The sequence below is a fragment of the Paenibacillus sp. 203 genome (assembly GCF_037027525.1).
Lineage (GTDB): Bacteria > Bacillota > Bacilli > Paenibacillales > Paenibacillaceae > Paenibacillus > Paenibacillus polymyxa_B.
In genome coordinates this window covers 23545-47838 of the sequence record NZ_JAXCHD010000007.1, presented here as the reverse complement: position 1 = coordinate 47838, position 24294 = coordinate 23545, and the positions used below count along the sequence as shown (strand labels likewise).

The window sequence follows — 24294 nt, the reverse complement described above, 5'->3', positions numbered from 1 at the left end:
AATGGGTTTGTCCGTATAAAATGTTACAAATGGGGATATCCTCGCTTCAAGTAATCGAGAGAAGGTGACTTCACAGGCATGTTGTACCTGTCCAGACCAGCCCGTGTGGCTTGTCTTTTATTGCTGTGTCTCCCCCTTCTAATCCTGTTTCCTCACTCTTCGTGGGCTCATGCATTTGTCATTGAATCCAGTCCGACCGAAAATCAGGTTTTGGACAAGTCGCCTTCTCAGGTGACCATCACCTTCAATGAAGATTTGCAATCTGCCTTTATGTCGATCAAAGTGACCGATGAAACAGGCAAGCGGGTCGACACAGGAAAAGCACAGCTTGACCCGAATCACAAAGCCACCATGGAAATCCAATTGATTCCAGGGGTGAAAAATGGAATTTACTCCGTCAATTGGAGAGCTTTATCCGCAGACGGACATCCGGTTAATGGAGTCATTCCATTTCAAGTAGGTAGCGGTTCCAATGCGCCTACTCATCAAGCTATCGCACCTGAAAGCTCAGGGACATCACGAATCGACTTAATCGCTGTCCGTTGGTTTCTTTACATAGGACTATCGCTGCTTTTTGGAGCGATTTGTTTCCGGCTGTTCATCTTACCGAGCATAAGCCAAGACAAGAATCGAAGTGAACAGCATCAGCAAAATCAGCGGCCCTTTGACACATTGCCCCGCTGGACTAAGCTGCTATGGAGCGGCTACGGCATAACGTCTGCCGCCATTCTGATCAGCCTGCCACTTCAGGCTTCATGGGATGCCGGGGTTTCCATCAGGGAGGGCTTCTCACTCCCGATTCTGGGAGAAGCTCTCCAGTTTACTGGAGCCGGGCAAATTTGGTTTATCCAGATGATTCTCGTGCTGCTCCTAAGCGTAACGCTGATTTACGCGCTGGATTACAGCATTTCGGATCGCCAGCGCCGTCTTTGGGGCTACAGCTCAGCTCTCCTAACGCTATGCCTCATGCTGTCCAAAGCCTTTGTCGGTCATCCGGCAGCGGCTACCCACCCAGCTCCGGCCATTGCGGCGGACTTTGTCCATCTCGCAGCAGCAGCTTTTTGGATCGGCTCACTTGCCGTCATGGTCGTGTGCCTGCCTGTTGCCGGAGCGGAGTTGCCCGTATCCGAGCGGGCAACTCTGCGGCAAGCCGCCCTGCGCCGCTTTGCCGGCTGGGGCATTGCTATGGTGGCAGCGCTACTTGCCACCGGTATATATGGAGCCGTGCTGTACATTCCGGCCCCCTCCATGTTGCTGAACACGTCCTATGGACTCGTTCTGCTCGGCAAGGCAGCGCTGCTGCTAGTCATGCTGGCCTTTGCGGCCAGCCAGTTCCGCAGCGCACGGCAAGCGGCGCCCAGCAAGCAAGCCGCCCGGGGATTGCGTGCCGAGGTGTCCGTCGGCCTGCTCGTGATGCTGTTGACTGCGGTGCTTACTCACCTGTCACCCGGCCAGGCACCTGCTGTTCCGTTTGAGGAGACTCGCACTACGGGCGGATACAACGTTACGCTGTCAGTCAGCCCCAATACTGTAGGCAGCAATGAATTCAAGGTATCCGTTCAGGATAGCAAAGGTGCTGCCGTTTCGGGAATCCAGCAGGTTACATTAACGCTCACACCAGCAGATCCTGACCAAGATCAACAGGAATTTGTTCTGCCCGTAAAGCAGCAACAACCATTCCGCAGTCAGGAATTGATGACCTCCGAAGGAACATGGGCGGTAAAAGTACATGCTCTGACGGCATCACTCGATGCGGTTGATGCTGAATTCACCCTGCATGTAGGCGGTAAAAAGTAATTATTTTATACTTCAGGATTGTATGAAATCCTCACTTAAAAGGAGCGAATTGAATATGAATACAACGATTCAAACAGCAAAATTCAGATTTTCCAGGCTTGCGACCTCTATGGGTCTAATTGCGGCGGGTGCCTTACTTTTTGCAGGAATGGCCAGTGCACATGTGACAGTCAAGCCTTCTGTTTCACAACCTAATGCGTGGGAAACGTACACATTGAAAGTACCCGTGGAAAAAAACATTCCAACCACCAAAGTCGCCTTGAAAATTCCGAAAGAGGTCGTTTTCAAACAATACGAGCCTGTACCGGATTGGAAAGTAGCCACGGAAAAAGACAGCTCCGGCAAAGTAACCACCGTGACCTGGACGACTGAAAAAGACGGCATTCAAGCGGGTCAGTATCAGCGTTTCAGCTTTGTAGCGCAAAATGCAGACCAAAATACCGCAGCACCCTGGGACGCCTTCCAATATTACAGTGACGGAAGTATCGTGGAATGGACAGGTGACGAAGGAAGTAATAATCCACATTCCATTACTGAAATCACGGCGGATGCCACGTCCGCAACTCCTGCCCCTGCCGCAGACAGCGGACACGATTCAGCGGGCACGGCAGCAGGCCATACGAGCACAGATGCGGCTAAAGATAGCAGCAGCCCCGCACCTGCTTCGAACAATGCTGTAGAAGCTACACCTACCGCTTCTGCTCCAGCCAGCTCTGCTACACAAACGACAGCACTCGTCCTCTCGATCATTGCAGTCGTTCTTGCTGCCGCAGCTGTCGGCATTGCACTCAAGCGCCGCAAGTAATCTGGGTTACGTATAAAGGTTAAGACCGTTTTAAAAAGAAAAGCTGACACCTATTTAAAAGGGGTCAGCTTTTTTGGTATGAAAGAAAACGATTAATATTCAGCTTAAATACATACTTAGATTCATCTCATCCTATTATTTCACATTAACCTTTCTATCATTTTTTTGGTAAAATAGGTAGAACCCTCACGATTCTAACATGATAGCATTGCAATCTATTGAGCATAGGAGATCATAGGATGAAAATCGTAAATAAGGCTCTGTTATCTAGTGCTATCTTTCTGAGTACCACAGTGGGCTTCTATAGCCCTTTGGCACAAGCCGAGACCGGTAAGATCAGCATCATGCTGGACGGATATCCATTACCGTTCCCCGTACAACCTGCCATGATGAACGGCACGACCATGGTTCCCTTTCGCGCTATTTCTGAGGCTCTTGGCATTACAGTGAAATGGGATCAAGCCAGCCAAAGCATCACCGCTACCAAAGCGCAAGGCTCTGCTACCAAGCAGGTGGTTCTAAAGATGGGTAGCCGCAATGCCACAGTGGACGGACAAACGGTTCAACTAACAGCCGCTCCGCAAACCGTGCACGGCAGCACCATGATTCCGCTGAGCTTTTTCGGGCAGCAGTTTGGAGCCACGGTGAACTGGAACCAGGGAACACGGACGGTCTCCATTACATCGCCTCGTGAAGCTATGTATACAGTAGGCTTCTATGCGCTGTCTTCCTTTGACCAAAAATCCAAAATACCGGATTTTAACGCAGTTGCCTTCGGCTGGAGTCGAATTGATACGAACGGACAATTTACGACAAACGGCAAGGAATACAAATGGCCTCAAGCCGCTGGAACCGTAACACCGGAGTCCATTGTGCAGGAGGCAGACAGCCAGGGGACTTCCCCTTACCTGATGGTCTATTCTGGAGATGGCAATCACGAGCTGACCAAGATTTTGGAAAATGCGCAGCTTCAAGAACAGACCATTTCCCAAATCGTCAGCACCGCCACCGACAAACAATTTAAAGGCATTACGCTAGACCTGGAAGGTTTGGGCTGGAGCGGCGATAAAGCCAAAGCGCGTTCAGACTACAACGCCTTTATTAAAAAGCTATCGGCCAAAGCGCATCAGGCCGGGCTCAAGCTCACCGTCGTTCTGCATCCGCTGAACAGCTCTTACTCTGGCTATGACTACAAAACGCTGGGCAATCTGGCGGACGATCTGATCATCATGGCTTATGATTACGGACAGAAGGCTACGCCTGAGCCTTTGGAAAAAGTGGATGAAGCCATACAACTGGCCTTGAAGGAAACCTCGCGGGACAAGCTCATTTTGGGGATTTCGATGGGTAGCGAAAAAGACAGCACCGTTAACGCCAAGATCGGTTTAGCCAAACGTTATGACCTCAAAGGAATCGCTATCTGGCGCTTGGGCATCATTGGAGAAACAGCCTGGACACAGATGAACGAAGCCATCGAGTTTAAATAAGTGTATCTGACCTTATTCCGCCCGCTAATGATTTCTTATGCGTCTTCTATGAAATCATTTGGCGGGCTTTCTTCATTCCCCTTAACAGAAGTGCTTGCCTGATTTGGAAGTTGTCGTCACAGGCTCGCAACCCTGTTCTCCATAGAAGATCCCCCAGTCTCTCATAAAATCCAGCAACGGCCTTAACGTATCTCCTAACGGGGTAAGCGAGTATTCCACACGCGGTGGGTTCTCATTATAAATTTCACGGTGCACAATGCCATCTCGCTCCAATTCGCGCAACTGCAAGGTTAGCATCCGCTGTGTAATATTAGGCAAGGTCCGTCGAATTTCGTTATAGCGCCGCGGTCCTGTGGTCAAATGATACAAGATGACTCCCTTCCATTTGCCGCCTATAACCCCGACGGTTTTCGCTACCGGACATCCAAAATTAACGCTAACTGCATGTTCCATCTCCTGTGCCATGTATACCCCTTCTTTCTGTAGAATGTGTAAACCAATAGCCCCAGACGTATGACAAGGAACAAATATGTGCGTACTTGTTCCCTGCAAAAACTTTCTATATGATAACTATATATTCGATATCAGCTCTCATTATAGTAGCAGAAAACCCATAGAGTACCAACTACACCCATACCCAAAGGAGTACATTTTATGTCTAATACATCAGCTAAAAAACAGGAAATTCTGGACGCCTTTCTGTTCAGGCACGCCACGAAAGAATTCGATCCCAATCGCATCATACCGGAAGAGGATTTTCAGTTCATTCTCGAAACCGGACGACTTTCTCCAAGCTCCGTCGGTTTTGAACCATGGCAGTTTGTAGTTGTGCAAAATCAGGCATTGAGAGAAAAGCTGGCTGCAGTTTCCAGCGGCGGTCAAAAGCAGATCCCTGCGGCTAGCCACGTCGTCCTGATTTTGGCGCGCAAGGATGTTCGTTATGATTCTCCTTACGTGGAGTATATGTATAAAGAGGTTAAAGGTATGTCTGAGGAAGACTTTGCCTCACTGCCAGGCCGCTATAAGATTTTCCAGGGTGAAAGTCAACGTCTGCTGGAAAACGAACGTACGTTATTTGACTGGGCTTCCAAGCAAACCTACATTGCCTTAGGCAATATGATGACAGCAGCGGCTCAGATCGGTATTGATTCCTGTCCAATTGAGGGCTTTAATTACGATCAGGTGCATGCCATATTGGAGGAAGAAGGACTGCTGGAGAACGGGCTGCTCGATATTTCAGTCATTGCTGCCTTCGGTTATCGTGCTCATGAACCCAAGCGGGAAAAATCCAGACAACCACTGGAAAAGGTCACACGCTGGATTCTGTAAATATTCGTCCAATACTGTTAGTCAATCTTTAAGTTTGGCACTGCCTAACAGGCGGGCTTGCGATCATTCATCTTAACGATGACCCATTGCAGCCCGCCTGTTTATTTAAATTTTTTTTTATTCTACAACTTTTTGCTTATAGCCGTAGTCAAGTTATCCTATATAATAAGATGTATCTGCCTAAAAAGGAGTACAGTACACGTGGAAAGATCAGAGATATTGACAAGGATTGTTATTGTCGATGATGAAGAGTTGGCTTTGGATTATATGAAGCGTCTGCTTGGCGAGTTACAAGGCATACATATTGCAGGAGCTTTTACGAATCCATTCGTGGCTAAGGACTATATTCTACTTGATGATATAGATATAGCTTTTTTGGATGTAAGACTCCCAGGGATCAGCGGAATTGAATTAGCCAATCAAATTTTGGAGCACAAACCCCATATTCAGATCGTTTTTGTTACGGCTTACGATAAGTACGCTATTCAAGCCTTCGAGCTTAACGCACTGGACTATCTGCTCAAACCGGTCACGACAGAACGTCTCATCAAAACCATGAATCGCATTCTGAAGCGTGACGATCAAGCCTCCATGCCTGAGAATCAGCCTTCAGTTCTTCAGTTACAGGTTTTTCAATATGTCGTCTTCACGTACCCGAATCAGCAACCCACTGTTATTCAGTGGAGAACTAAAAAGACTCAGGAGTTGTTTTTGTACTTGCTCCAAAATCATGACCAATGGGTTCGCAAATCAGCCTTGATTGAATTACTATGGCCAGAATATGAGGAAGATAAGGCCTACTCTCTTTTATATACAGCCGCTTATTACATTAGAAAAGCGATAGCGCCGTATCATTCCTTTTTAGAGATTTCCAATACTAATGGCGGTTATATTTTGCATACACAAAACGTTCTGTTAGATACAGAAAGATGGGAGTCCCTTCTGGCATCCGCTCCCCTGATGAACAAGGAATCCATTCCCTATTATGTAAAAATGATGGAACTTTATAAAGGGGACTATTTACAGGAATATGATTTTTGGTGGGTTGAAAGTGAACGCCAAAGACTGCATAAAATGTGGTTATCCATATCATTAAAAATGGCAGAGTGGTATAGAGGGAACTCCCAGCCTGAAGAGGCGATCTCTATTTATGAGGGCATCTGTAGTCGTCACCCCCAAGAAGAGGAAGCCTACTGGGGATTAATGAAGACCTGCGCTGAGATGAATAAAAATAACTTAGTGATCAAATGGTATGATTTATTATCATCCGCCTTATGGGAAGAACTTCATGAGAAGCCCAATGAACAAATTACAAATTGGTTTAAAGAGTGGCAAATGGCTCATGCCTAATTTTTTACGACTGGGAGTAATTCTCCGGAACCCGTAGAGTCCCCATTAGAACCGTCACTTACTTCGCCTCGTTCTGTATAGGACCTACGGGACAGAGATATTAAGTTTCCTGTCTTTGTGCCTTGGGAACATGGAAGCCTACCGTTGTACCCTGGTTGGGAAGGCTGCTAATATACAGCCCTTTACCGTATACTTGCTTCAACCGTCGATCCGTATTCCGTAATCCAATCCCGCTACCCTGTTCTTGCTGAGGACCTAGCACATGATTCAGCTCCTCTTGACTCATGCCCACACCATCATCAATAATCGCTATTTCTGTGCCATCCTCCCGCTGCTGAATACGAATGCACAATGTGCCTCCATGTATCCGATTCATGATACCATGCCTAATTGCATTTTCTGCAAGTGGCTGAATCGATAACGGTGGCAATAACACGGATATCTGTTCGTCTACTTCCCATACAATATCTAGTCTACTCCCAAAGCGTTCCTTCTCTATATAAAGATAAGATTTTAGGAGAGCAAGCTCATATTCCAGTGATACGACTCTATCAAGATTTTGAGGGTTAAAGCTTGATCTTAAATATTTACCGAACTCTTCAATAAGTTTCACCATTCTGGTGTGATCCACATGACTTAAGGATGCAATGGTATTCAAGGTGTTAAACAAAAAATGAGGTTTAATTTGTGCCTGTAACCATGCAGCCTCCATCCAAAGCCTCTCCCTTGCGGACTTTTTAACATCAGTCAAGGCACGGACCCTTGATTTCAATTCCATGGAATCCACAGGCTTCATAATGTAATCGTTGGCCCCTGCAAGAAATCCCGTATATAAGTCCTCCTGCTGACTACGTGCTGTCAACAGCAACACAGGCAGCTCCGAAATGCTAAAGTATTCCCTCACACGCCGAGTTAACTCATACCCCGACATTTGGGGCATCATGACATCGGCTATAATTAAATCCCATTCCCGATGATCCAGCCTATGCAAGGCACCCTGGGCACTGGTTACAGTTACAAGGTCGTAAGGCTCCGAGGCGAGAATGCCCTCTAACACCCTTAAATTAACCGGATCATCATCTACTGCGAGTATAGCAGATCGTGCAGAGCCTGCCGCAACCTGCATCACAGCTGCATTCTGTAGAGCTATAAAATCAGTACCTGCTTCTTCATCCATACACACCTGCTCGTTATCGCGTGATTCGTCTGGGGTAGGTGAGGGATCAAGCGGTAGTGTGAAAGAAAAGGTTGAGCCTTGACCAAGCTCAGAGCTTACACTCAAAGATCCTCCATGAAGCTCCACCAATTGTTTGCTAATACTCAACCCTAGTCCAAGCCCATCCCCAATAACCGTCAAATGAGAATTTCCTTGTTCATATGGACGAAATATTCGCTTTTGCGTCTCCTCATCCATCCCAACGCCAGTGTCACGCACCTGAATACTGGCCATTTCGCCTTGGATGTGTGCGTGAACGGAAATGGTCCCCTCAGCAGTATGTTTAACAGCATTGTGAAGGAGATTGAACAGGATTTGGATTACTCGGTTTTCATCCGCTAATACATTTGGAAAATCAGCAGGGATGTTTACTACCATGTTTAGAGGTTTCCCATCTGTCATGAATTGAAGCATATCCAACACACCCGAGGCTACGGCCTTGGGCTTCAAGCTTCTTTTTTCCAGAATAATATCCTTTTCACGCAGACGTGTAACATCCAGCAAATCATTCAATAATAAGGACATACGGCGGCCGACCGTAACGAGCAATTGCATGTTTCTCCTGTTGGGTTCATCTAGGACGCCGCCCTGATTCTCCAGCACGGTCTGTGCTATATTGATCATCCCATGCAGAGGATTTCGCAGCTCATGAGAGGTGTTGGCCAAAAATTCATTTTTCACCTGATCAGCGCGCTGCAATCTGGCCGACAGCCTTCTCAGTTCAGCATTCGTATTAAAAAACCGTTTGAACCAATAGGATGCAAATGCCACAAAAGCCAACACAATATCCCAAGGGTAATAGGGGAGATCATTCGTTTTGAAAATGCCCCACAGCATGCTGGATGCGATGCTAATGGATGCTAGCAACAGAAAAACAGCCTCTTTTTGCCCTCTGAATGTTCTAAGAAAAGCAAGGGAGGGAACTGTAGCACATAGAGTAATAGCTGGGAATGCGATAATAGCCATAAGAAATGCATAAAGGCTGGATGTAGGTGCAAGTAACACCAGAACCGCAAAACCACAGTGGCCTATAAAAACAATCTGAATGATTCGGGATCGAATCAACAGAGACTGCGCTAGCTTCAGTACACACATGCCTATTCCAATATAGGAAAGGGTAGTTATTTTTAACGAAAGACCTAGATTTATGGGGAACCATTCCAATAAAAGCTTGTCATCGTCTGTCAGGATGGATAATACCGTGCAGATTACAATTCCCGCAAAATACAGAAGCGCCTTCTTTTGTGGATTCATAAAAAATATAACGACTATATATAACCCGTGAAGCAGCAAAATAATACATACCATAATTTGCATTGAGATCGTGAAGTTGGTTCGGCTATTCACAGCATCCGCGCTTCCAAAAATGATAGGCTTCATAATTCCTCCACTAGCAGAAAAATCATAATTGGATACTTGGATGACAATCTCAATGGCCTGGCTGTTCGCATCAAACATAGCAGAGAATGGAACAGTTGATCCTATATGCTGTTCGACCTTGCTAGAGACCTGACCACTATGACTAATTAAACGGCCGTTCACAAATATGTTGGATGCCGTACTGATCTTCCCGATCCGAAGTCCGTATAAAGTGTCCAACGATCTGTCACTCAAAATAAGTAGCCGATAGGTTCCAATGCCATATGCCTTATGATCCACAGGAGATACCGACTCACTCCATAAGCCTGGTACCTGAATGGACTGACGCTGCTTCTGCATAAGTAAGGATTTCAGTTCCGCAGGAGAAGATAAAGTTCCAGGATAAAACTCCCACTCCCCATTTAATGGTAGGGTCTTTATCTCCTGTAAATTCAAGCCCCTCAGATCCAGAATTCCCGCCTTGGCCCGGGGATAATCCTGATTGTGGTAATAATCAAACCACAACAAACGCAAGCCGATAATCACGATCAGGAATGACAGCGTAATTAAAAGAAAGTTCCGCTTATTCATCCACTGGTGATCCGGCACCAAACATCAGCGTATCGTTGCTGGTCTCTCATCTGAACCAGCAGCATTGGATGGTGACCAATCCTCATAGTTTCACAACCTTGTCTACATAAATTTCATTTATCGTTCTTTAGCACAGATTGCCCTTGCTACTCAAGCAACATACGAACCGCAGTAAGGACAATTCCAATCAGAAAGCCTGTAAGCGCACCGTTAATCCGAATCCACTGTAAATCCTGCCCCAGTTTATCCTCCATTAAGGCAATCAGTGAAGCATCATCCATTCTATTTACATTTTCTCGGACTAGATTACCAATTTGGCTATGGTTTGCTTCCACTACTCCGGTAACACCTGCTACGATCCACGAGTTGATCTTGTCCAGCAGCTGCGTATTTCTCCATAAATCAGACAGCATTTGATCCAGTAAGGGTACAATGTATGTCGTTACATAATCGGCATCCTCCATATAATCCAGCAGATAGCGGCGCAGCTCTTCGAGCTTCTCGGATATAGCTGCATCACCTTCCCAAGAATCAATAAAGGTGTTTTTCCAATGATTCAGCCCTTCCCTGACCGTATCTTTGGCTGCCAGGCGGATCAGCTGCGTGTTGATACCTTCCAAGACGGCCTGACGACGCGGATGTCCTTCATCTTGAAGCTCCGCTACGCGGTCCAGCAAAAAGTGACGAATCATCTCGCCCATACGCTCCTCATTCAAATAGCCAAGGAAGGCGTTCAGGGCAAACTGCATAAGCCCGCTGACCTGCAAGCCACTAACAGCCTGCATCCCCAGAGTGCCAAGAGCAACCCCGGTGTCTGACCGCAGTAGCCAGGACTCCGTCTGCTCCAGCGCATAATCCAACGCCCGTTGGTCATACTTCCGCTCGCCAGCTTGCCGGGCGAGTGCCTCTAGCAATGGCCCTATATCGAATTCAGTCGCCTGTCGCTTAATCCCGGTTGTGATGACCGGGGCCAGCTCTGCCAGTGGAAGCGAACGAACAAGTTGCTTGACAAGGACATCTATGAAAGTGACCGCTTCGGGCGTACGTATTCCTTTTTCCACATTTTTCAGTACCAGCTCAGCCAGTCTAATCTCGGCAATTTTAGATGCAATACTTTCTTTATGAAGCAAATTGTTCTCGACCGTGTTAACCAAGGCATCGGTCAGCTTGCCCCGATTTTTGGGGAGAAGCGCTGTATGTGGAATCGGAATGCCCAGCGGATGACGGAATAACGCGGTTACGGCAAACCAGTCTGCCAATCCTCCAACAAGTCCGGCTTCAAAAGATCCAGCCAAAAGACGGGCCCAGCCAAATTGTTGAAAAGGTAACGTAGCAGCAAAGCCTGCTCCCATCATCACAAGTGACCAAGCTGCTGCGGTTTTTGTGTTTTTCGTTTTTCCCATCCTGTAGTCCTCCAAACTGACTGTAAAATTTGTTTCATTACTTCTGTAGTACCATCATATCATTGCCTGTACAGATACCAAAGGTCACTGTACTCTCTTGCGAACAAATTGCATGATATTCAAAATTTTCACATTTTCTTAAATTAAGTTCGCATAACCACACTTATCCATACATTTTCGTGAACAAAATCTCCACAATAAAGCTATAACTATTTTCTAGCAAAATGAGCCCTTTGAATCATTTTGTCGAAATATGGTCCCATTTTTCCCGATACCGAAAGGATATATAACTCAGAAAGTGGAATTGCAAGACTATGGTATATTCATTGAAGAAACTAATTTTCCCCAGCCTCATCCTTTTCAAATAGGTACTTTATGTTATATTTGTTATATATTGTTCAGTCCCTAATCGCTACATGAATTACTTTAATGTGATAAAATAACCTTTGTAAATAGGGACTCCGGTTCTAAAAGGATATTCGTAAAACAAACTACAATTATCTTACTAAAATTGTTTTTTTGTAAAGGAATTGGATATGACAACAAACCAAAAAAATGCCCAGTATGTCTGGAGTGAAGATCCAGTTGCAATTATATGTACACCCTCTTCTTTCGCTAAAAAATCCCTCTTCTATATACAGGAAATAGGCTATTTCAAAACAGATGCTTATGTAATGGAACGACAAAAGCTCACCTCTTTTTTGCTCCTTTTCACCCTGTCTGGAAGGGGGGAATTGCAATATCGAGACAAGGATTATATATTGAAACCTCATGATATGCTTTTTATTAATTGTGAAGAATATGTACAGTACAAAACTTCCTGTCAGAAGACATGGGAGTTTATTAGTGTGAATCTACATGGCAATCTTATTGACCATTTCTATGAACAATTCGATAAACACAATAAGCCCGTAATCTCACTAAAGGATTCAAGTGCAGTATTGGACAAGCTGTACACCTTATTACAGGTACAGCCAGAAAGAAGCTTATCCTCTGAACTGCTCTCATCCAGGCTAATCGTTGACTTGTTAACGATTATTTTGCAGTACCCCTACACCAATCCCAACGCGAATTCAGATGGAACCGCAGAGGTGCGCAAGGTAAAGCAATATCTGGATCAATCCTATTGTGAACGGATCACGCTGGATTCACTTGCAGACATGTTCGCTCTAAACAAGTTCAACCTGGCTAAAAACTTTAAAAAACAGATTGGCTTTTCCCCTATTGAGTATCTTATTAATGTTCGTATCACGGCTGCTCAAGGCTGGCTTAAAACTAGTGATGTAGCTATTGTAGACATCGCACAATATGTGGGCATTCCCAACACAAGTCATTTTATCAATCTGTTCAAAGAGCACATTGGAGAAACGCCTCATTCCTATCGCAAAAAATGGGGAAACCGTATAAAATAGGTCTTATGTATAATCTGCAAGCTTGTTTTGTCGATAAATAGCGAAAATTTGAGATTTAAACTTGCCTAATAGAGTACCTAACTGATAGAATAAATATACAAGCTATTCAGGATAAATGGCAAACTTGTCGAAAGACAAGGACGCAAAGCTACAGGGCCTTCTGTATGATGGCAGCCAGCTACCGGTTGAAGTGGCTTTTTGTCGTGCTTTTTTTTCGAAAACTTTATACGAAATGGCAAACCTGTCGAAAGGCAGGGACGCAAAGCTATAGGGCCTTCTATTTATGATGGCAGCCTGGCCACCGAAAGGAAGTTTTTTATGGGGAAAATGATATTTTCCACACTTCTCCTATTTTTCATGCTATCCGCAATACTCTTAAATTCGACAATTTACGCTGCTGATAGTGTTGTATGGTTGGATCAAAACAATGTAAATCATGGGACGGTCAGTGTGCGTTACTCCGTTAAACCTAACATTAAAACCAAGATTTTGGTTACAAAAGATGCGCAAAAATACTCTTATAATCTGACACCCGGAAAGTCCGAAGAAGTATTCCCTCTCCAGATGGGTAATGGGAACTATAGCATCAGTATTTTGGAACAGCTTAATGGTAATCAATATAAAGTGATAGGACAAGATACGATCGAGTTAAAGCTAAACGATAGCAAAGCGGTATACCTCAATTCCGTTCAAAATATTAACTGGAGCGGTACTAATCAAGCGATTCAAAAAGCCCATGAATTAACCCAAGGCGCAACAACGGATCGTGAGAAGCTTCAAAAAATTTATGATTACGTCATTAGTCATATCAAGTACGACTCCAATCAGGCCTTCGCCTTAACGACTGACTATCTACCGCAAATTGATCGTACGTTAAGCTCGCAAAAAGATATTTGCTATGGTTATGCTTCACTGATGGCTGCTATGTTACGAAGTGTAGATGTACCAACCAAGCTGGTTATGGGCAAATCTTCCTACGTGGACACTTACCATGCTTGGAACGAGGTCTACATCGACAATCAATGGGTGGTCGTAGACACTACAGTAGATGCAGCACTGTATAAGGGTAAACAAAAATTCGAAATGATCAAAGATCCCTCCAAATACATTAAAACAAAGCAATATTAATATCAATGTTTTTATTAATATTATTTTAAAAAATTAAAAAATGAAGAAATAGAACTACATTTCTTGTAGAGCCTTGATCACATGATCAAGGCTCTTTTTCTATCCTTGTTGAGAAATTGTTGAGATGTGGCATGTATTCTAGTCCAGAAAGACATTGAGGTCTAACCCATTATCCTAATTTCGGGACTAAAGGAGGTAATATTCATCCCCGAATGTAAATTTCCATAAATTATGAACAAGAAATCAATGCGGCTAACATAGCATCAGATGAATGATTGATGAATATATAAATACAGCCCTCTTGACCTCGAAGGAATAATCATTAGCCGCTAAATAAAAGTATTTTAAGAATAGGAGATTTGTTTACCATATGAGAAAAAAATGGAATACAGCAGTTGTTGCGTTATTGCTCTTTTTGCAATGCTTATTCAGTACAACACAAGCCTATGCACAAAATCCCGACTCTGCTCTGCCAGTGACCCCAGGAACCGATCCGGTTCAGAGTGTGACTAACGATGTATATCCAAAGCCCTCAGAGCCTATTAACATCCCACCTGCTGTCCCGGCTCCAGCCGTTGAGGCAACTGCCAGTTCAACTTCTGAAGTGAGGGCAACTCAGGAAAGTATTTTAACCAAGCTAACCCTCACAGATTCCTCTGGAAGTGTTATTGATGCAGTGTATAATCCCGATAGTCGTATTGATATTGGCTCCGCCATCCATTTAGGGTATGAATGGGAGCTGCCGAACCATACGTATAAAGCTGGAGACACCTTTACCTTTCAATTACCTGAGCAATTTCAAATTTACACAGACATTACATCTCCTCTGACGAATACGGATGGAGAAGTTGGTCATTTCACCGTAGACCGCCAAGGTAAAGTAATTATGACTTTTAATGATTACGTGGAAAGCCACTCTAATGTCAGCGGTAAGCTGGAGGTCAAAACCGATTTTAGCAAACAAATAGAAAAAGGCAGCACACAAGTCATTATTGCGATTCCAATCAAAGGCGGCGAGCAAACGGCTATCGTAAATATTAAGCCTGCAACTGGCCCTACTTTGGAAAAGCAAGGGAAATTCGATGGAAAAAATCGAATTGATTGGACAGTTGACGTAAATAAACAATTGGATTCTATAAAACACGCCGTAGTAACCGACCCAACTCCCCAAGGATTGGAACTAATCAAAGATTCCATCCGGGTATATCATTTGCAAATCAATGTCGACGGAACCACCGTGCTACGGGACACTGTTAGTGCAGATAAGTATACAGTCGAAGCTGATCCGGCCGGGACGGGCTTTAGAATCCGCTTTAACGAGGAGAGTATAAACAGCGCATACCGAATTCAATACTCCACGAACATCACAAGCGAGGATAACCGTTTCTCCAACACGGCTACTTTTTCAGGAGACAATGTGAAGGATCTCTCTGCATCAGCTACTGTTACCGTTAAACGCGGGGATCTTCTAAGCAAAAAAGTAGAGCAATACGATCCAGTCACACAAACAATTTCATGGGCAATCAAATATAATTTTGCCAACAAAAAAATCCCTGCAGCAAAAGCGGTATTGAGTGACCGTTTTAATAACAGCCAACAATTCGTCACAAGCTCACTTAAAGTTTATAAAGGGGATACGCAAGAGGAGCTTCCTGCATCGGAATACAGGGTCACTCCAGTTACTGACGACAACGGTACCAACGGTTTCAATCTACTGTTCAATGCAGATATTGATGCCCCATATACCATCCGTTATCAAACCAAGGCTATAGATCGTGTACTTAAAAATGGTAAAATAACGAACAGTGTAACATCGGACGGAGTAACAAAAGAAACAACCACAGAACTGAAAAGTGTAATTATCACCAAGGGCTATAAGGAACCGAACTATAACACCAAAACAATTCCTTGGATCATTTCCATTAATGCAGATAAATATACAATGGACCAAGTCGTTATCGACGAAGTCTTTCCGAATGGCGGTCTGGCATTATTGCCAAACACATTGAAGATCCAAAGCGCGGATGGAAAAACAACACTAACATCGCCGTCAGACTACGAACTGATCCCTCTTACGCTAGATTATAAAAAAGGGTTCACTATACGTTTTCACAAAAAAATTCAAGACACGTATACAATCAGCTATACAACCACATTTAACAATGAATGGAAAATCGACAAAACCAAACCGGACTTTTGGAATAAAGCCTCTATCACTTGGTTATATAACGGAACAACACAAACCGCGGAGGCCGAAGCTCGATTATGGCCGGATAATATGACCCAGCAAAATGGGGCTAAGTCAGGTAGCTACAATGCCAGTTCCAAACAAATTACATGGGACATTAAAGCCAACTATAACCGCAAAACTCTAAATCATGCTGAAATAAGGGATACATTATTACAGGGCCAAAAACTGGTGCCAGGTTCTGTTAAAGTGTATGATATGACCCTGCTCGGGTGGTGGAATGGCGTACAAAAGGGGGCCGAAGTGCCTTCGAGCCAATATACTCTTGTTTTACCTTCCGCTGCTAACAACAATGAACTGAGCGTCCAGTTTAACCAGTCCATCAACTCTCCTTACTGGATCACTTTCCAAACGACACTGGAAGGAGAGCTTATGGATAAAGAGATTAACAATAACGCTCAGCTTATGGATGGAAAAAATTCAGACTCGGAATGGGCAGCCAAAGTGACTGTGCCTCACGGTGGAGAATACGTGACGAAATCCGGTACTCAGAATGGAAATAAAATCGATTGGAACATCCATATCAATGAAGGGCAATCCTATGTCTCCAACGCGAAAATCGTGGATACGCCCAGCAATAATCAAATTCTGATTGAGGATTCTTTTCATCTATATTCCACCAAGGTATCTGCCAATGGAGAAGCTACCAAGGACACTGAATTAGTCAAGGATCAGGATTATAAGCTAAAAATAACAACGACTGCTCAAGGTCAGGAATCCTTTGAGCTTGCCTTTACGAAGGCTATATCATCGGGCTATATTTTGGAATATCAATCCTTTATTCAAGCTGAAGACAAGGCAAAAGTGAGCAATAAGGTTAATTTCGAGGGCGACCGTTTGACCACCGAAATCAGGGAAACAAATAAAGAGATCATCGTGCGTACATCCTCTGGTTCGGGATCAGGAGGAGGAGTTACGGGAAGTCTGGAGATTACCAAAGTTGATGAGGACGATCACAAGAAGGTTCTATCCGGGGCACGTTTTGCACTCTATGACAAGGATCAGAAAAGAGCACCTCTTGTCCAAACTACCAATTCGGATGGGAAAATCGTATTTTCTTCATTGAGTTATGATGACTACATTCTGGAGGAGCTTGCTGCTCCTGAAGGCTACAAAATAACAGCGCCAAAAATAGAAATCAAAATAGATGCAACCATCAAACAAAGTTCAGGCATTAAAGAAATCGTGATCACCAACAAAAAGGACACTCCGGTTGATCCGGGTCCAGGTACACCTACTGATCCAAGTACGCCTACGAATCCAGGCACGCCTACAAATCCAGGCACGCCTACAAATCCAGGCACGCCTACAAATCCAGGTACGCCTACAAATCCAGGCACGCCTACGAATCCGGGATCAGGTAAAAAGCATGATAAGGACCCTGAAATAACTGAACCTCCGGTGACGCCTGTTACGCCCGTAACAACCGAAGAGCCGCAAATTATCGAAGATGAGGATGTTCCGTTGGGCGTTCCGACTATTGAACAGCCACCTGTGGAACCAGAAGTGCAACCACCCGCTGAACCAGGGGTGCAAGCTGACACACCAGAAGCAGACCCTCATCAGGAGCCTTCTCCGCCCGTGAAGATTGAAGAAGATCCAGTACCTAAAGGTGTAATTCGTCTACCGGCAGAAGGACCAGAAGATCCAAGTGACCCGGGGCATACACCCAAGGTGGATACATTGCCAAAGACAGGAGAAAACAGCCCTGCTCCCTTCTATGTAAGTGGTATGTTCTTAATTCTTCTGGGTGCCTACCTAGGTTATAAACGAACACATAAAAAATAAATAACATTTTATAATCAAAAATCCCCCTTCTCAGCTCATCATTAGCGAGAAGGGGAATTATTTTACATGTCCGTTCTATGAATTACTGTATTAGGAGGCTTTTCAATTGCGTAAGCTGGCATACGTGAGCATCATGTTAGGAATCATCATTATGTTATTTCCTACCGCTAATGAATGGTTGGAAAATCAAAGGCAAAAAGAGCTATTACAAGAAGCTGAATCATTATCAAACACAGATACATCCGATACATCGACACTGACTCCCGAAATGATTAAAGGTTATACAGATTTGTCCAATTGGCTGACAAATACCGCAGCAGCGGATGGGCCACAATTGTCTCAAACTACTCCCTCTTCGTCGGCTCCAGAGCAAGCTCCAATCGCTACAATCCAGATTGATCGTATCGGGCTGAAACTTCCTGTGCTCGAAGGTGCGACCCAAAAGCATATGAGATATGCCGCTGTACATATGTCGGAAACTGCGACACTCGGCCAGGTGGGGAATGCTGCCATAGCCGCTCATCGCTCACGAACAACTGGACGTTTATTTAACCGGCTTAATGAGGTGAAAATCGGGGATCAGATTCTAATTCACACTCGGGGTGAAAAATACGTATACAAGGTCTACAACATTTCAGTCGTCACTCCTTCAAATGTCTCCGTTTTAAAAAGCATCAAGAAACAAAAGCTTCTCACACTAATTACCTGTGATCCTCTTGTAAATCCGACACATCGACTCATCGTTCATGCAAGACAACTGACCTAATACCGCTAATAGAAGCGGAACAACCTATAAACTATATTGGTGGTGACCCCATTGAGTATATCTTTAACAGCCTTACTTTTAATTGGCCTAACTTTGGTTTTGTGGATATATATGTTAATTCTTTTGCATTCTATGATGATGGAAAGAAATTCACTGCGGAAACTTGCCTATCAGGACCCTGTAACGGGTCTGTTCAATCGGAATGCACTTGAGCTATTTTGGAAACGAAGCAATGGCAAGGAGGGTTTTGCTATTATGTATCTTGATCTGGATGGATTCAAAGCCATTAATGACACATACGGACATCAAATCGGTGATAGGTTGCTCAGACGGGTAAGCAATCATTTACTCCAGGTGACAAACTCCAATCAGAAAGCTTTTCGAATCGGTGGTGATGAATTTCTACTCATGATGAAGGATTATGATGCCGATCAGGTCACAGTTCTAGCAGAACTGCTGCTGCAAAAAATCAGCGCTCCTTATAACATTCAGGGAATCAACCTTCAAGTTACAGGAAGCATTGGTATTACTATGCATCCTTCTCCGAAGAAGCCTCTGCCTTCTTTACTGAAAGAGGCCGATATCGCCATGTACCAAGCAAAAGGAATGGGGAGAAACTGCTATGCTGTATACCAGAGGATCAAACAGAGGCCAAGCGTCAGATCATATGACACTGCACGAATTATAAAGTTTGCGGCTTGTTTTCGAAAAAAAGCAAAGATCCAAAGTATACAACAAATGGCAAGCTTCTAACACTAACAAAGATACCCGTAACATCAAATCAGGCGGGTAAGTCCTGTTTATCCAAGATTATACCCGCCGATAAAATATTCCTACTCCACCTTACCCTTTGCAATCAGCTTGAAATCATCAAAGTGGAATCCTGGTGCAACCACACAGGTTACCAGCACAGGCTCATCCCCCAGCGGACGTGCCGTTTGCCATACTGTTCCTGGTACGAGTGCTTGTGGATGCTGTCCTGCCTCCACATCCGCACCGACGATAATTACCGTTTCTTCGCCAGGCTCTTCTCCGCTTCCACCCAATTTCAACTCTACAGGGCTTCCGCTATGATATAACCACAGCTCATCGGAATGGACCACATGCCACTCGGAGAACTCGCCCGGATGCAGCAAGAAATACGTAGACGAAGCTGCAAAGCGCGGACCGGAATATACATCAGGCAGCACAGGTTTCGGAATTTGAAAATTAGCCTTCCACATCTCTTTGTACCAACCGCCTTCTGGATGGGGCTCCATGCCCAAAGCCGTTACAAGCGGTGAAATAGCTTTCGTCATTGTACTAACCTTCCTTTACCCTAAATTCCTTCTTCCCTACTGTAAAACATAGCGTTGCTTTTGTCACGTTTCTCCCTTGGCATGTCGAACGCTATTATTTTATGTCAAATTAAATAACATTAAATTGTGAATATTCATTTGATTTTATCATATAAATAGCAGTTAACAAGTAAAAGAACATACCAAATATAATACGCGTAAAGTTTTATGACATAAAATCTTGTTTTTTATTGTAAGCTTATAGTATCATGAGAGAAATTTTGAAATTCTAATAGAGCTTGATTATGTCAATCCGTCTACTAAGCTATGTATCCAAGCCTAAAAGGGGTGAGCTCTCTGATCCAGTTTCGCAATGTCAACAAGCATTACGGTCACTTCCATGTACTCAAAGACATCAATCTTCAAATTAAGGAGGGCGAGGTCGTCGTAATCATCGGTCCCTCCGGCTCGGGTAAAAGCACCCTGCTTCGCTGCATCAATCGTCTGGAAACGATATCGGATGGGGAACTGATCGTTAACGAGATCCCTGTACACGACAAAAAGATCGATATTAATGCCTTCCGCCGCAACATCGGGATGGTGTTCCAACATTTCAATCTGTATCCACACAAAAAGGTGATTGAAAACATTGTACTGGCACCTATGAAGGTACTGGGCATCTCGAAAGAAGAAGCTACTCAAACAGCCATCACCTATCTAAAGCGCGTCGGAATCGAAGAAAAGGCACAGAGCTACCCCGCCCAATTGTCCGGTGGACAGCAGCAGCGGGTCGCGATCGCCCGTGGGCTCGCGATGAATCCAAAAATCATGTTGTTTGACGAGCCTACTTCAGCACTTGATCCCGAAACGATCGGAGAGGTACTGGATGTTATGCGCTCGCTCGCCCATCAGGGCATCACAATGGTCATTGTCACTCATGAAATGGGCTTTGCACGTGAAGTGGCGGACCGCGTGATTTTTATGGATAAAGGACAGATTTTGGAAGACAGCCAACCTGCCGAATTTTTTCAGAATCCGGGTGAGGAACGGGCTCGCCTGTTCCTGAGCCGTCTGATTCATCATTAAACAGACTACCAATGTAGCGTAAATCGAAAGGGGAATGTTCTGATGAGAAAAAGATTTCAATGGAGTACTTTGGTGCTGGTAGCTTTATCTTGTCTGCTCGTGTTGGCAGGCTGTGGAGGCAAAGAAGGAGCGGCAACGTCGGGGAATGAGGCGGCAACAGCCAACGGGCTGGAAGCGATCAAACAGCGTGGCAAACTGGTCATTGGTGTGAAATACGATACCAAGCTGTTCGGACTGAAAGACCCGGCTAGCGGAAAAGTAGAAGGCTTTGATATCGACATCGCTAAGGCTGTAGCCAAACATATTTTTGGCGATGAAACCAAACTTGAACTAAAAGAGGTCACGTCCAAAACACGAATCACCTTATTGCAAAACGGGGACATTGACGCCATTATCGCGACGATGACCATTTCGGATGAACGTAAAAAACAGGTTGATTTCAGCGACGTCTATTTTAACGCCGGGCAATCTCTGCTCGTGAAAAAGGGGAGCCCCATCACCGGGCTGGAGTCTCTGACCCCAAAAACCAAGGTGCTCGCCGTGAAAGGCTCTACCTCCGCCAAAAATATCCGCGAAAAAGCACCTGAAGCAACAATATTGGAATTCGAAAACTATCAGGATGCTTTCAACGCCCTCAAAGCAGGTAAAGGAGAAGCATTGACTACGGATAACTCTATTCTGCTCGGCATGCAGCAGCAAGACCCGAATTATACTCTTGTAGGCGGGAACTTCACAGAGGAACCTTACGGCATTGCAGTGAAGAAGGGACAACCGGAACTGCTGCAAGCCATTAATGATACGATCAAGGAACTGAAAAGCAGCGGTGAATACGATAAGCTCCACGAGCAATGGCTTGGGGTTAAACCCGAATAGTATTCTTGTGAAGGAGCCGCCATTGCGAGCTCCTTCCTTTCTTAGGTCTGGATAAGGAGGTACATTCACAGATGCTTACTTTTGATATCAACGTACTTTTTGATCATAGCGACCGTTTCAGAGAAGGCTTGCTTCATACCGTTCAAGCTAGTGTCATTGCCTTGATTGGAAGCTTTATTCTGGGGGCTATTATTGCCATCCTCCGAATTGCGCCTTTTAAATGGCTGAACTGGATCGGTACCGTCTATGTAGAGGTCATCCGCAATATCCCATTGCTGATCGTCGTACTGTTTTTTTATCTCGGGCTTCCCACTTTGGGCATCCCTTTGGACGGATTCGTATCTGGAACGCTTGGATTGACCGTATACACGGCCTCCTTTATTGCTGAAGCCATACGTGCCGGCATTCAATCTGTGCCCAAGGGTCAATTTGAAGCGGCAAGGTCCTCCGGGTTGAGTTACAACCAGACGATGATCAGCATTATTTTACCGCAAGCCATCAAAATTGTACTGCCTGCGATCGGCAACCAATTCATTAATCTGGTCAAAAACTCTTCCGTGCTGGCTATTGTGGCCGGACTGGACCTAATGTATTACTCGGACCTCATTAACTCGGATACCTTCCTGCCCATCACAGTCTACGCCATCACGGCGCTGTTGTATCTTATCTTGACGGTTCCGCTTAGCTTTCTTGTACTATACATGGAACGGCGTCTGTCCAAAACATCCTAAGGAGGGAAGCCCGTATGGATTTCGGTGGATTATTTGTGTGGCCTAATGTGCGTTTTATACTGGAGGGCTTCCTGCTCACGCTGGAGGTTGCTATTTACTCTATCGTGTTCAGCTTCGTTCTCGGTATCTTATTCGGCATCCTGCGCTATACTCGCTTACCTGTCATTTCACAGGTTGCAGCCTTTATCATTGATCTCATTCGCAATCTTCCATTATTGCTCATTATTTTCTTCATCGGTATGGTTTTACCATCCATCGGATTGTCGATTTCCCTCAAGTGGGCAGCCATTACAGGCCTGTCGATCTTCGAGGGAGCCATGATTGCCGAGATTGTGCGCAGCGGTCTGAATTCGGTCCATAAAGGACAGGTGGAAGCCGCACGTTCCTCCGGTCTAAGCTACTCTCAAACCTTATGGCATATCATTCTGCCCCAAGCGCTTCGTCGCATGGTGCCCCCGATTGTCAGCCAATTCATTTCCCTATTCAAGGATACCTCACTGGCTGTCATTATCAGTTTGCCAGAGCTGACGCATAACATTCAGATTGTCGGTGGGCAAAATCAATCCTTTGTCATTCCAGCCCTGCTGTTCGCAGCTTTCCTGTACTTTGCTGTCAATTACAGTATGTCACTGATTGCACGCAGGCTGGAAGTTCGTACACATTAAAGCTCGTGATACTCATCAGCGTTGCCACTAGTTGGAACGCACTGTTAGTACAGCTTGTATCTTTTCAATTAATCGCTTCAATGCTTCTCCCTGATAACGGCCAGACCGATAAATCAACTCTAGCTGACCCTGGAGCACGCCGCACAAAATAGGTACAGTGCAAAATTGTGAGCGATCCAATTCTGCCGCAAGGGACTCCGTCTGTAGGGTTACGGCAAGTCCCTCCTGCACCCAGCGCAGGATTGAAGGTATGGAATTTGTCTCCAAGACGGTTGCAAAGGGATACCCGCGATCCCGGAAGCACTTCTCAATCAGCTTCCTGCCGGGATGACACTCTGGCTGCATCGCCCAGGGTACATGCCTCAATTCGTCCAGGGTAATGGAAGAGCGGTTGGAAAATACATGCTCTACCGGAACAACAAGACAGTAGTTCTCCGTACGAAGAGGAAGCTGGACAAGCCTTTCATCCGTACCCGAATGCAGTGTAATGCCAACATCCATTCGGTTATCCAGCAGCTGTTCTGTTACATCAAATGATGGATGGATGTGCAGGCTGACTCTAGGAAATGACTGATGAAAATGGATAAGCATTTCATGCAATGACTCCTCCAACTCCGGTAATGCAATACCAATCCGCAAACTCCCGCGTTGCTCGGTGCGCAACTCCTCAATGGAAGCCTTTGCTTGCTGCAAATCCTTGAGCGCATGTGCACTGTGTTGCAGCAACAACTTCCCGGCATCTGTCATTTTAATCTTCTTACCTGCACGATCAAAAAGCGTCATGCCCAATTCCTCCTCCAGCGCCTTGATTTGCAAGCTGAGCGTGGGTTGGGAGATTCCGATCTTTTCCGAAGCTTTTGTAAAATGTAGTTCCTCGCATACAGCAATAAAGTATTGAAGCTGACGTATTTCCGTCTTCCTTCTCTCCCTTCGAGAATCCCCAGAATGATTGCATGAAAGGTCAAAAGAAGCGCAAGATCGGA

General features: G+C 45.0%; 19 protein-coding genes and 2 riboswitches. Of the genes, 14 read left to right on the top strand and 5 right to left on the bottom strand.

The genetic code is table 11. From position 1 onward, the window contains the following. Window positions 1–78: 78 nt before the first annotated feature. The 3 genes from WA407_RS17085 (at window position 79) to WA407_RS17075 (ending at window position 4089) form a co-directional block, all read left to right on the top strand. Entirely contained in the window at window positions 79–1797 is a 1719-nt protein-coding gene (locus WA407_RS17085) for a copper resistance CopC/CopD family protein (RefSeq protein WP_336077853.1), read from the top strand. A 55-nt stretch (window positions 1798–1852) separates the two neighbouring features. Then, a complete protein-coding gene (locus tag WA407_RS17080; protein ID WP_336077852.1) occupies window positions 1853–2602 on the top strand; it encodes a YcnI family copper-binding membrane protein in 750 nt (249 codons plus the stop codon). Window positions 2603–2841: 239 nt separating this feature from the next. Continuing rightward, a complete protein-coding gene (locus tag WA407_RS17075) occupies window positions 2842–4089 on the top strand; it encodes a stalk domain-containing protein (RefSeq protein WP_336077851.1) in 1248 nt (415 codons plus the stop codon). Window positions 4090–4170: 81 nt separating this feature from the next. Here the strand turns inward: WA407_RS17075 and WA407_RS17070 are convergent, their stop codons facing one another. Continuing rightward, window positions 4171–4554, bottom strand: coding sequence for a winged helix-turn-helix transcriptional regulator (locus WA407_RS17070; RefSeq protein ID WP_023986690.1), 384 nt, complete (start codon window positions 4552–4554; stop codon window positions 4171–4173). Window positions 4555–4743: 189 nt separating this feature from the next. Here WA407_RS17070 and WA407_RS17065 point away from each other — a divergent pair, with 189 nt between their 5' ends. Both WA407_RS17065 and WA407_RS17060 read left to right on the top strand, forming a co-directional pair. After that, window positions 4744–5418 (top strand): NAD(P)H-dependent oxidoreductase, encoded by a 675-nt coding sequence (locus WA407_RS17065; RefSeq protein ID WP_235307027.1) that lies wholly within the window; start codon window positions 4744–4746, stop codon window positions 5416–5418. 201 nt (window positions 5419–5619) lie between these two features. After that, on the top strand, window positions 5620–6768 hold the full coding sequence (locus WA407_RS17060) for a response regulator (RefSeq protein ID WP_254328895.1): 1149 nt from the start codon (window positions 5620–5622) through the stop codon (window positions 6766–6768). Between the two features lie 100 nt (window positions 6769–6868). On the opposite strand, the gene WA407_RS17055 is transcribed toward WA407_RS17060, so the two are convergent. Both WA407_RS17055 and WA407_RS17050 read right to left on the bottom strand, forming a co-directional pair. Next, window positions 6869–9934 carry a hybrid sensor histidine kinase/response regulator gene (locus tag WA407_RS17055; RefSeq protein ID WP_336077850.1) on the bottom strand — a complete coding sequence of 1022 codons (3066 nt, stop codon included), beginning with the start codon at window positions 9932–9934 and terminating at the stop codon, window positions 6869–6871. A 146-nt stretch (window positions 9935–10080) separates the two neighbouring features. Then, window positions 10081–11337: a DUF445 domain-containing protein gene (locus WA407_RS17050; protein WP_039270268.1), complete on the bottom strand. Its 1257-nt coding sequence runs from the start codon at window positions 11335–11337 to the stop codon at window positions 10081–10083. A gap of 536 nt (window positions 11338–11873) precedes the next feature. Between WA407_RS17050 and WA407_RS17045 the strand changes: the two genes are divergently transcribed. The 5 genes from WA407_RS17045 (at window position 11874) to WA407_RS17025 (ending at window position 19432) form a co-directional block, all read left to right on the top strand. After that, window positions 11874–12749, top strand: coding sequence for a helix-turn-helix transcriptional regulator (locus WA407_RS17045; protein ID WP_039270267.1), 876 nt, complete (start codon window positions 11874–11876; stop codon window positions 12747–12749). A gap of 107 nt (window positions 12750–12856) precedes the next feature. After that, a riboswitch (cyclic di-GMP riboswitch) is annotated at window positions 12857–12935 on the top strand. A 38-nt stretch (window positions 12936–12973) separates the two neighbouring features. After that, a riboswitch (cyclic di-GMP riboswitch) is annotated at window positions 12974–13055 on the top strand. Window positions 13056–13163: 108 nt separating this feature from the next. Then, complete coding sequence (locus WA407_RS17040; RefSeq protein ID WP_235307025.1) at window positions 13164–13877, top strand: transglutaminase-like domain-containing protein; 714 nt, start codon at window positions 13164–13166, stop codon at window positions 13875–13877. 370 nt (window positions 13878–14247) lie between these two features. Then, on the top strand, window positions 14248–17913 hold the full coding sequence (locus WA407_RS17035) for a collagen binding domain-containing protein (protein WP_336077849.1): 3666 nt from the start codon (window positions 14248–14250) through the stop codon (window positions 17911–17913). Window positions 17914–18019: 106 nt separating this feature from the next. Further along, entirely contained in the window at window positions 18020–18679 is a 660-nt protein-coding gene (locus WA407_RS17030) for a class D sortase (protein WP_336077848.1), read from the top strand. A 132-nt stretch (window positions 18680–18811) separates the two neighbouring features. Beyond that, entirely contained in the window at window positions 18812–19432 is a 621-nt protein-coding gene (locus WA407_RS17025; protein WP_241081070.1) for a GGDEF domain-containing protein, read from the top strand. Between the two features lie 80 nt (window positions 19433–19512). On the opposite strand, the gene WA407_RS17020 is transcribed toward WA407_RS17025, so the two are convergent. Beyond that, on the bottom strand, window positions 19513–19977 hold the full coding sequence (locus WA407_RS17020; protein ID WP_039270262.1) for a cupin domain-containing protein: 465 nt from the start codon (window positions 19975–19977) through the stop codon (window positions 19513–19515). A gap of 306 nt (window positions 19978–20283) precedes the next feature. Between WA407_RS17020 and WA407_RS17015 the strand changes: the two genes are divergently transcribed. The 4 genes from WA407_RS17015 to WA407_RS17000 all read left to right on the top strand — a co-directional run bounded on the left by WA407_RS17015 (window position 20284) and on the right by WA407_RS17000 (window position 23311). Beyond that, window positions 20284–21042, top strand: coding sequence for an amino acid ABC transporter ATP-binding protein (locus WA407_RS17015; RefSeq protein ID WP_039270257.1), 759 nt, complete (start codon window positions 20284–20286; stop codon window positions 21040–21042). 42 nt (window positions 21043–21084) lie between these two features. After that, entirely contained in the window at window positions 21085–21915 is an 831-nt protein-coding gene (locus tag WA407_RS17010) for a transporter substrate-binding domain-containing protein (protein ID WP_039270256.1), read from the top strand. Between the two features lie 71 nt (window positions 21916–21986). Further along, window positions 21987–22646 carry an amino acid ABC transporter permease gene (locus tag WA407_RS17005; protein ID WP_023986681.1) on the top strand — a complete coding sequence of 220 codons (660 nt, stop codon included), beginning with the start codon at window positions 21987–21989 and terminating at the stop codon, window positions 22644–22646. 14 nt (window positions 22647–22660) lie between these two features. After that, window positions 22661–23311, top strand: coding sequence for an amino acid ABC transporter permease (locus WA407_RS17000; protein WP_039270255.1), 651 nt, complete (start codon window positions 22661–22663; stop codon window positions 23309–23311). 27 nt (window positions 23312–23338) lie between these two features. On the opposite strand, the gene WA407_RS16995 is transcribed toward WA407_RS17000, so the two are convergent. Next, window positions 23339–24220, bottom strand: coding sequence for a LysR family transcriptional regulator (locus WA407_RS16995; protein WP_336077984.1), 882 nt, complete (start codon window positions 24218–24220; stop codon window positions 23339–23341). Between the last annotated feature and the right edge of the window lie 74 nt (window positions 24221–24294).

Excerpts from the sequence above, each read along its gene's own strand:
- WA407_RS17000 (WP_039270255.1), top strand. The coding sequence starts at position 22,661 with ATGGATTTCGGTGGATTATTTGTGTGGCCTAATGTGCGTTTTATACTG.
- WA407_RS17085 (WP_336077853.1), top strand. The coding sequence starts at position 79 with ATGTTGTACCTGTCCAGACCAGCCCGTGTGGCTTGTCTTTTATTGCTG.
- WA407_RS17065 (WP_235307027.1), top strand. The coding sequence starts at position 4,744 with ATGTCTAATACATCAGCTAAAAAACAGGAAATTCTGGACGCCTTTCTG.
- WA407_RS17050 (WP_039270268.1), bottom strand. The coding sequence starts at position 11,337 with ATGGGAAAAACGAAAAACACAAAAACCGCAGCAGCTTGGTCACTTGTG.
- WA407_RS17045 (WP_039270267.1), top strand. The coding sequence starts at position 11,874 with ATGACAACAAACCAAAAAAATGCCCAGTATGTCTGGAGTGAAGATCCA.
- WA407_RS17015 (WP_039270257.1), top strand. The coding sequence starts at position 20,284 with ATGTATCCAAGCCTAAAAGGGGTGAGCTCTCTGATCCAGTTTCGCAAT.
- WA407_RS17070 (WP_023986690.1), bottom strand. The coding sequence starts at position 4,554 with ATGGCACAGGAGATGGAACATGCAGTTAGCGTTAATTTTGGATGTCCG.
- WA407_RS17020 (WP_039270262.1), bottom strand. The coding sequence starts at position 19,977 with ATGACGAAAGCTATTTCACCGCTTGTAACGGCTTTGGGCATGGAGCCC.
- WA407_RS17010 (WP_039270256.1), top strand. The coding sequence starts at position 21,085 with ATGAGAAAAAGATTTCAATGGAGTACTTTGGTGCTGGTAGCTTTATCT.
- WA407_RS17080 (WP_336077852.1), top strand. The coding sequence starts at position 1,853 with ATGAATACAACGATTCAAACAGCAAAATTCAGATTTTCCAGGCTTGCG.
- WA407_RS17005 (WP_023986681.1), top strand. The coding sequence starts at position 21,987 with ATGCTTACTTTTGATATCAACGTACTTTTTGATCATAGCGACCGTTTC.
- WA407_RS17055 (WP_336077850.1), bottom strand. The coding sequence starts at position 9,934 with ATGAATAAGCGGAACTTTCTTTTAATTACGCTGTCATTCCTGATCGTG.
- WA407_RS17035 (WP_336077849.1), top strand. The coding sequence starts at position 14,248 with ATGAGAAAAAAATGGAATACAGCAGTTGTTGCGTTATTGCTCTTTTTG.
- WA407_RS17025 (WP_241081070.1), top strand. The coding sequence starts at position 18,812 with ATGATGATGGAAAGAAATTCACTGCGGAAACTTGCCTATCAGGACCCT.
- WA407_RS17075 (WP_336077851.1), top strand. The coding sequence starts at position 2,842 with ATGAAAATCGTAAATAAGGCTCTGTTATCTAGTGCTATCTTTCTGAGT.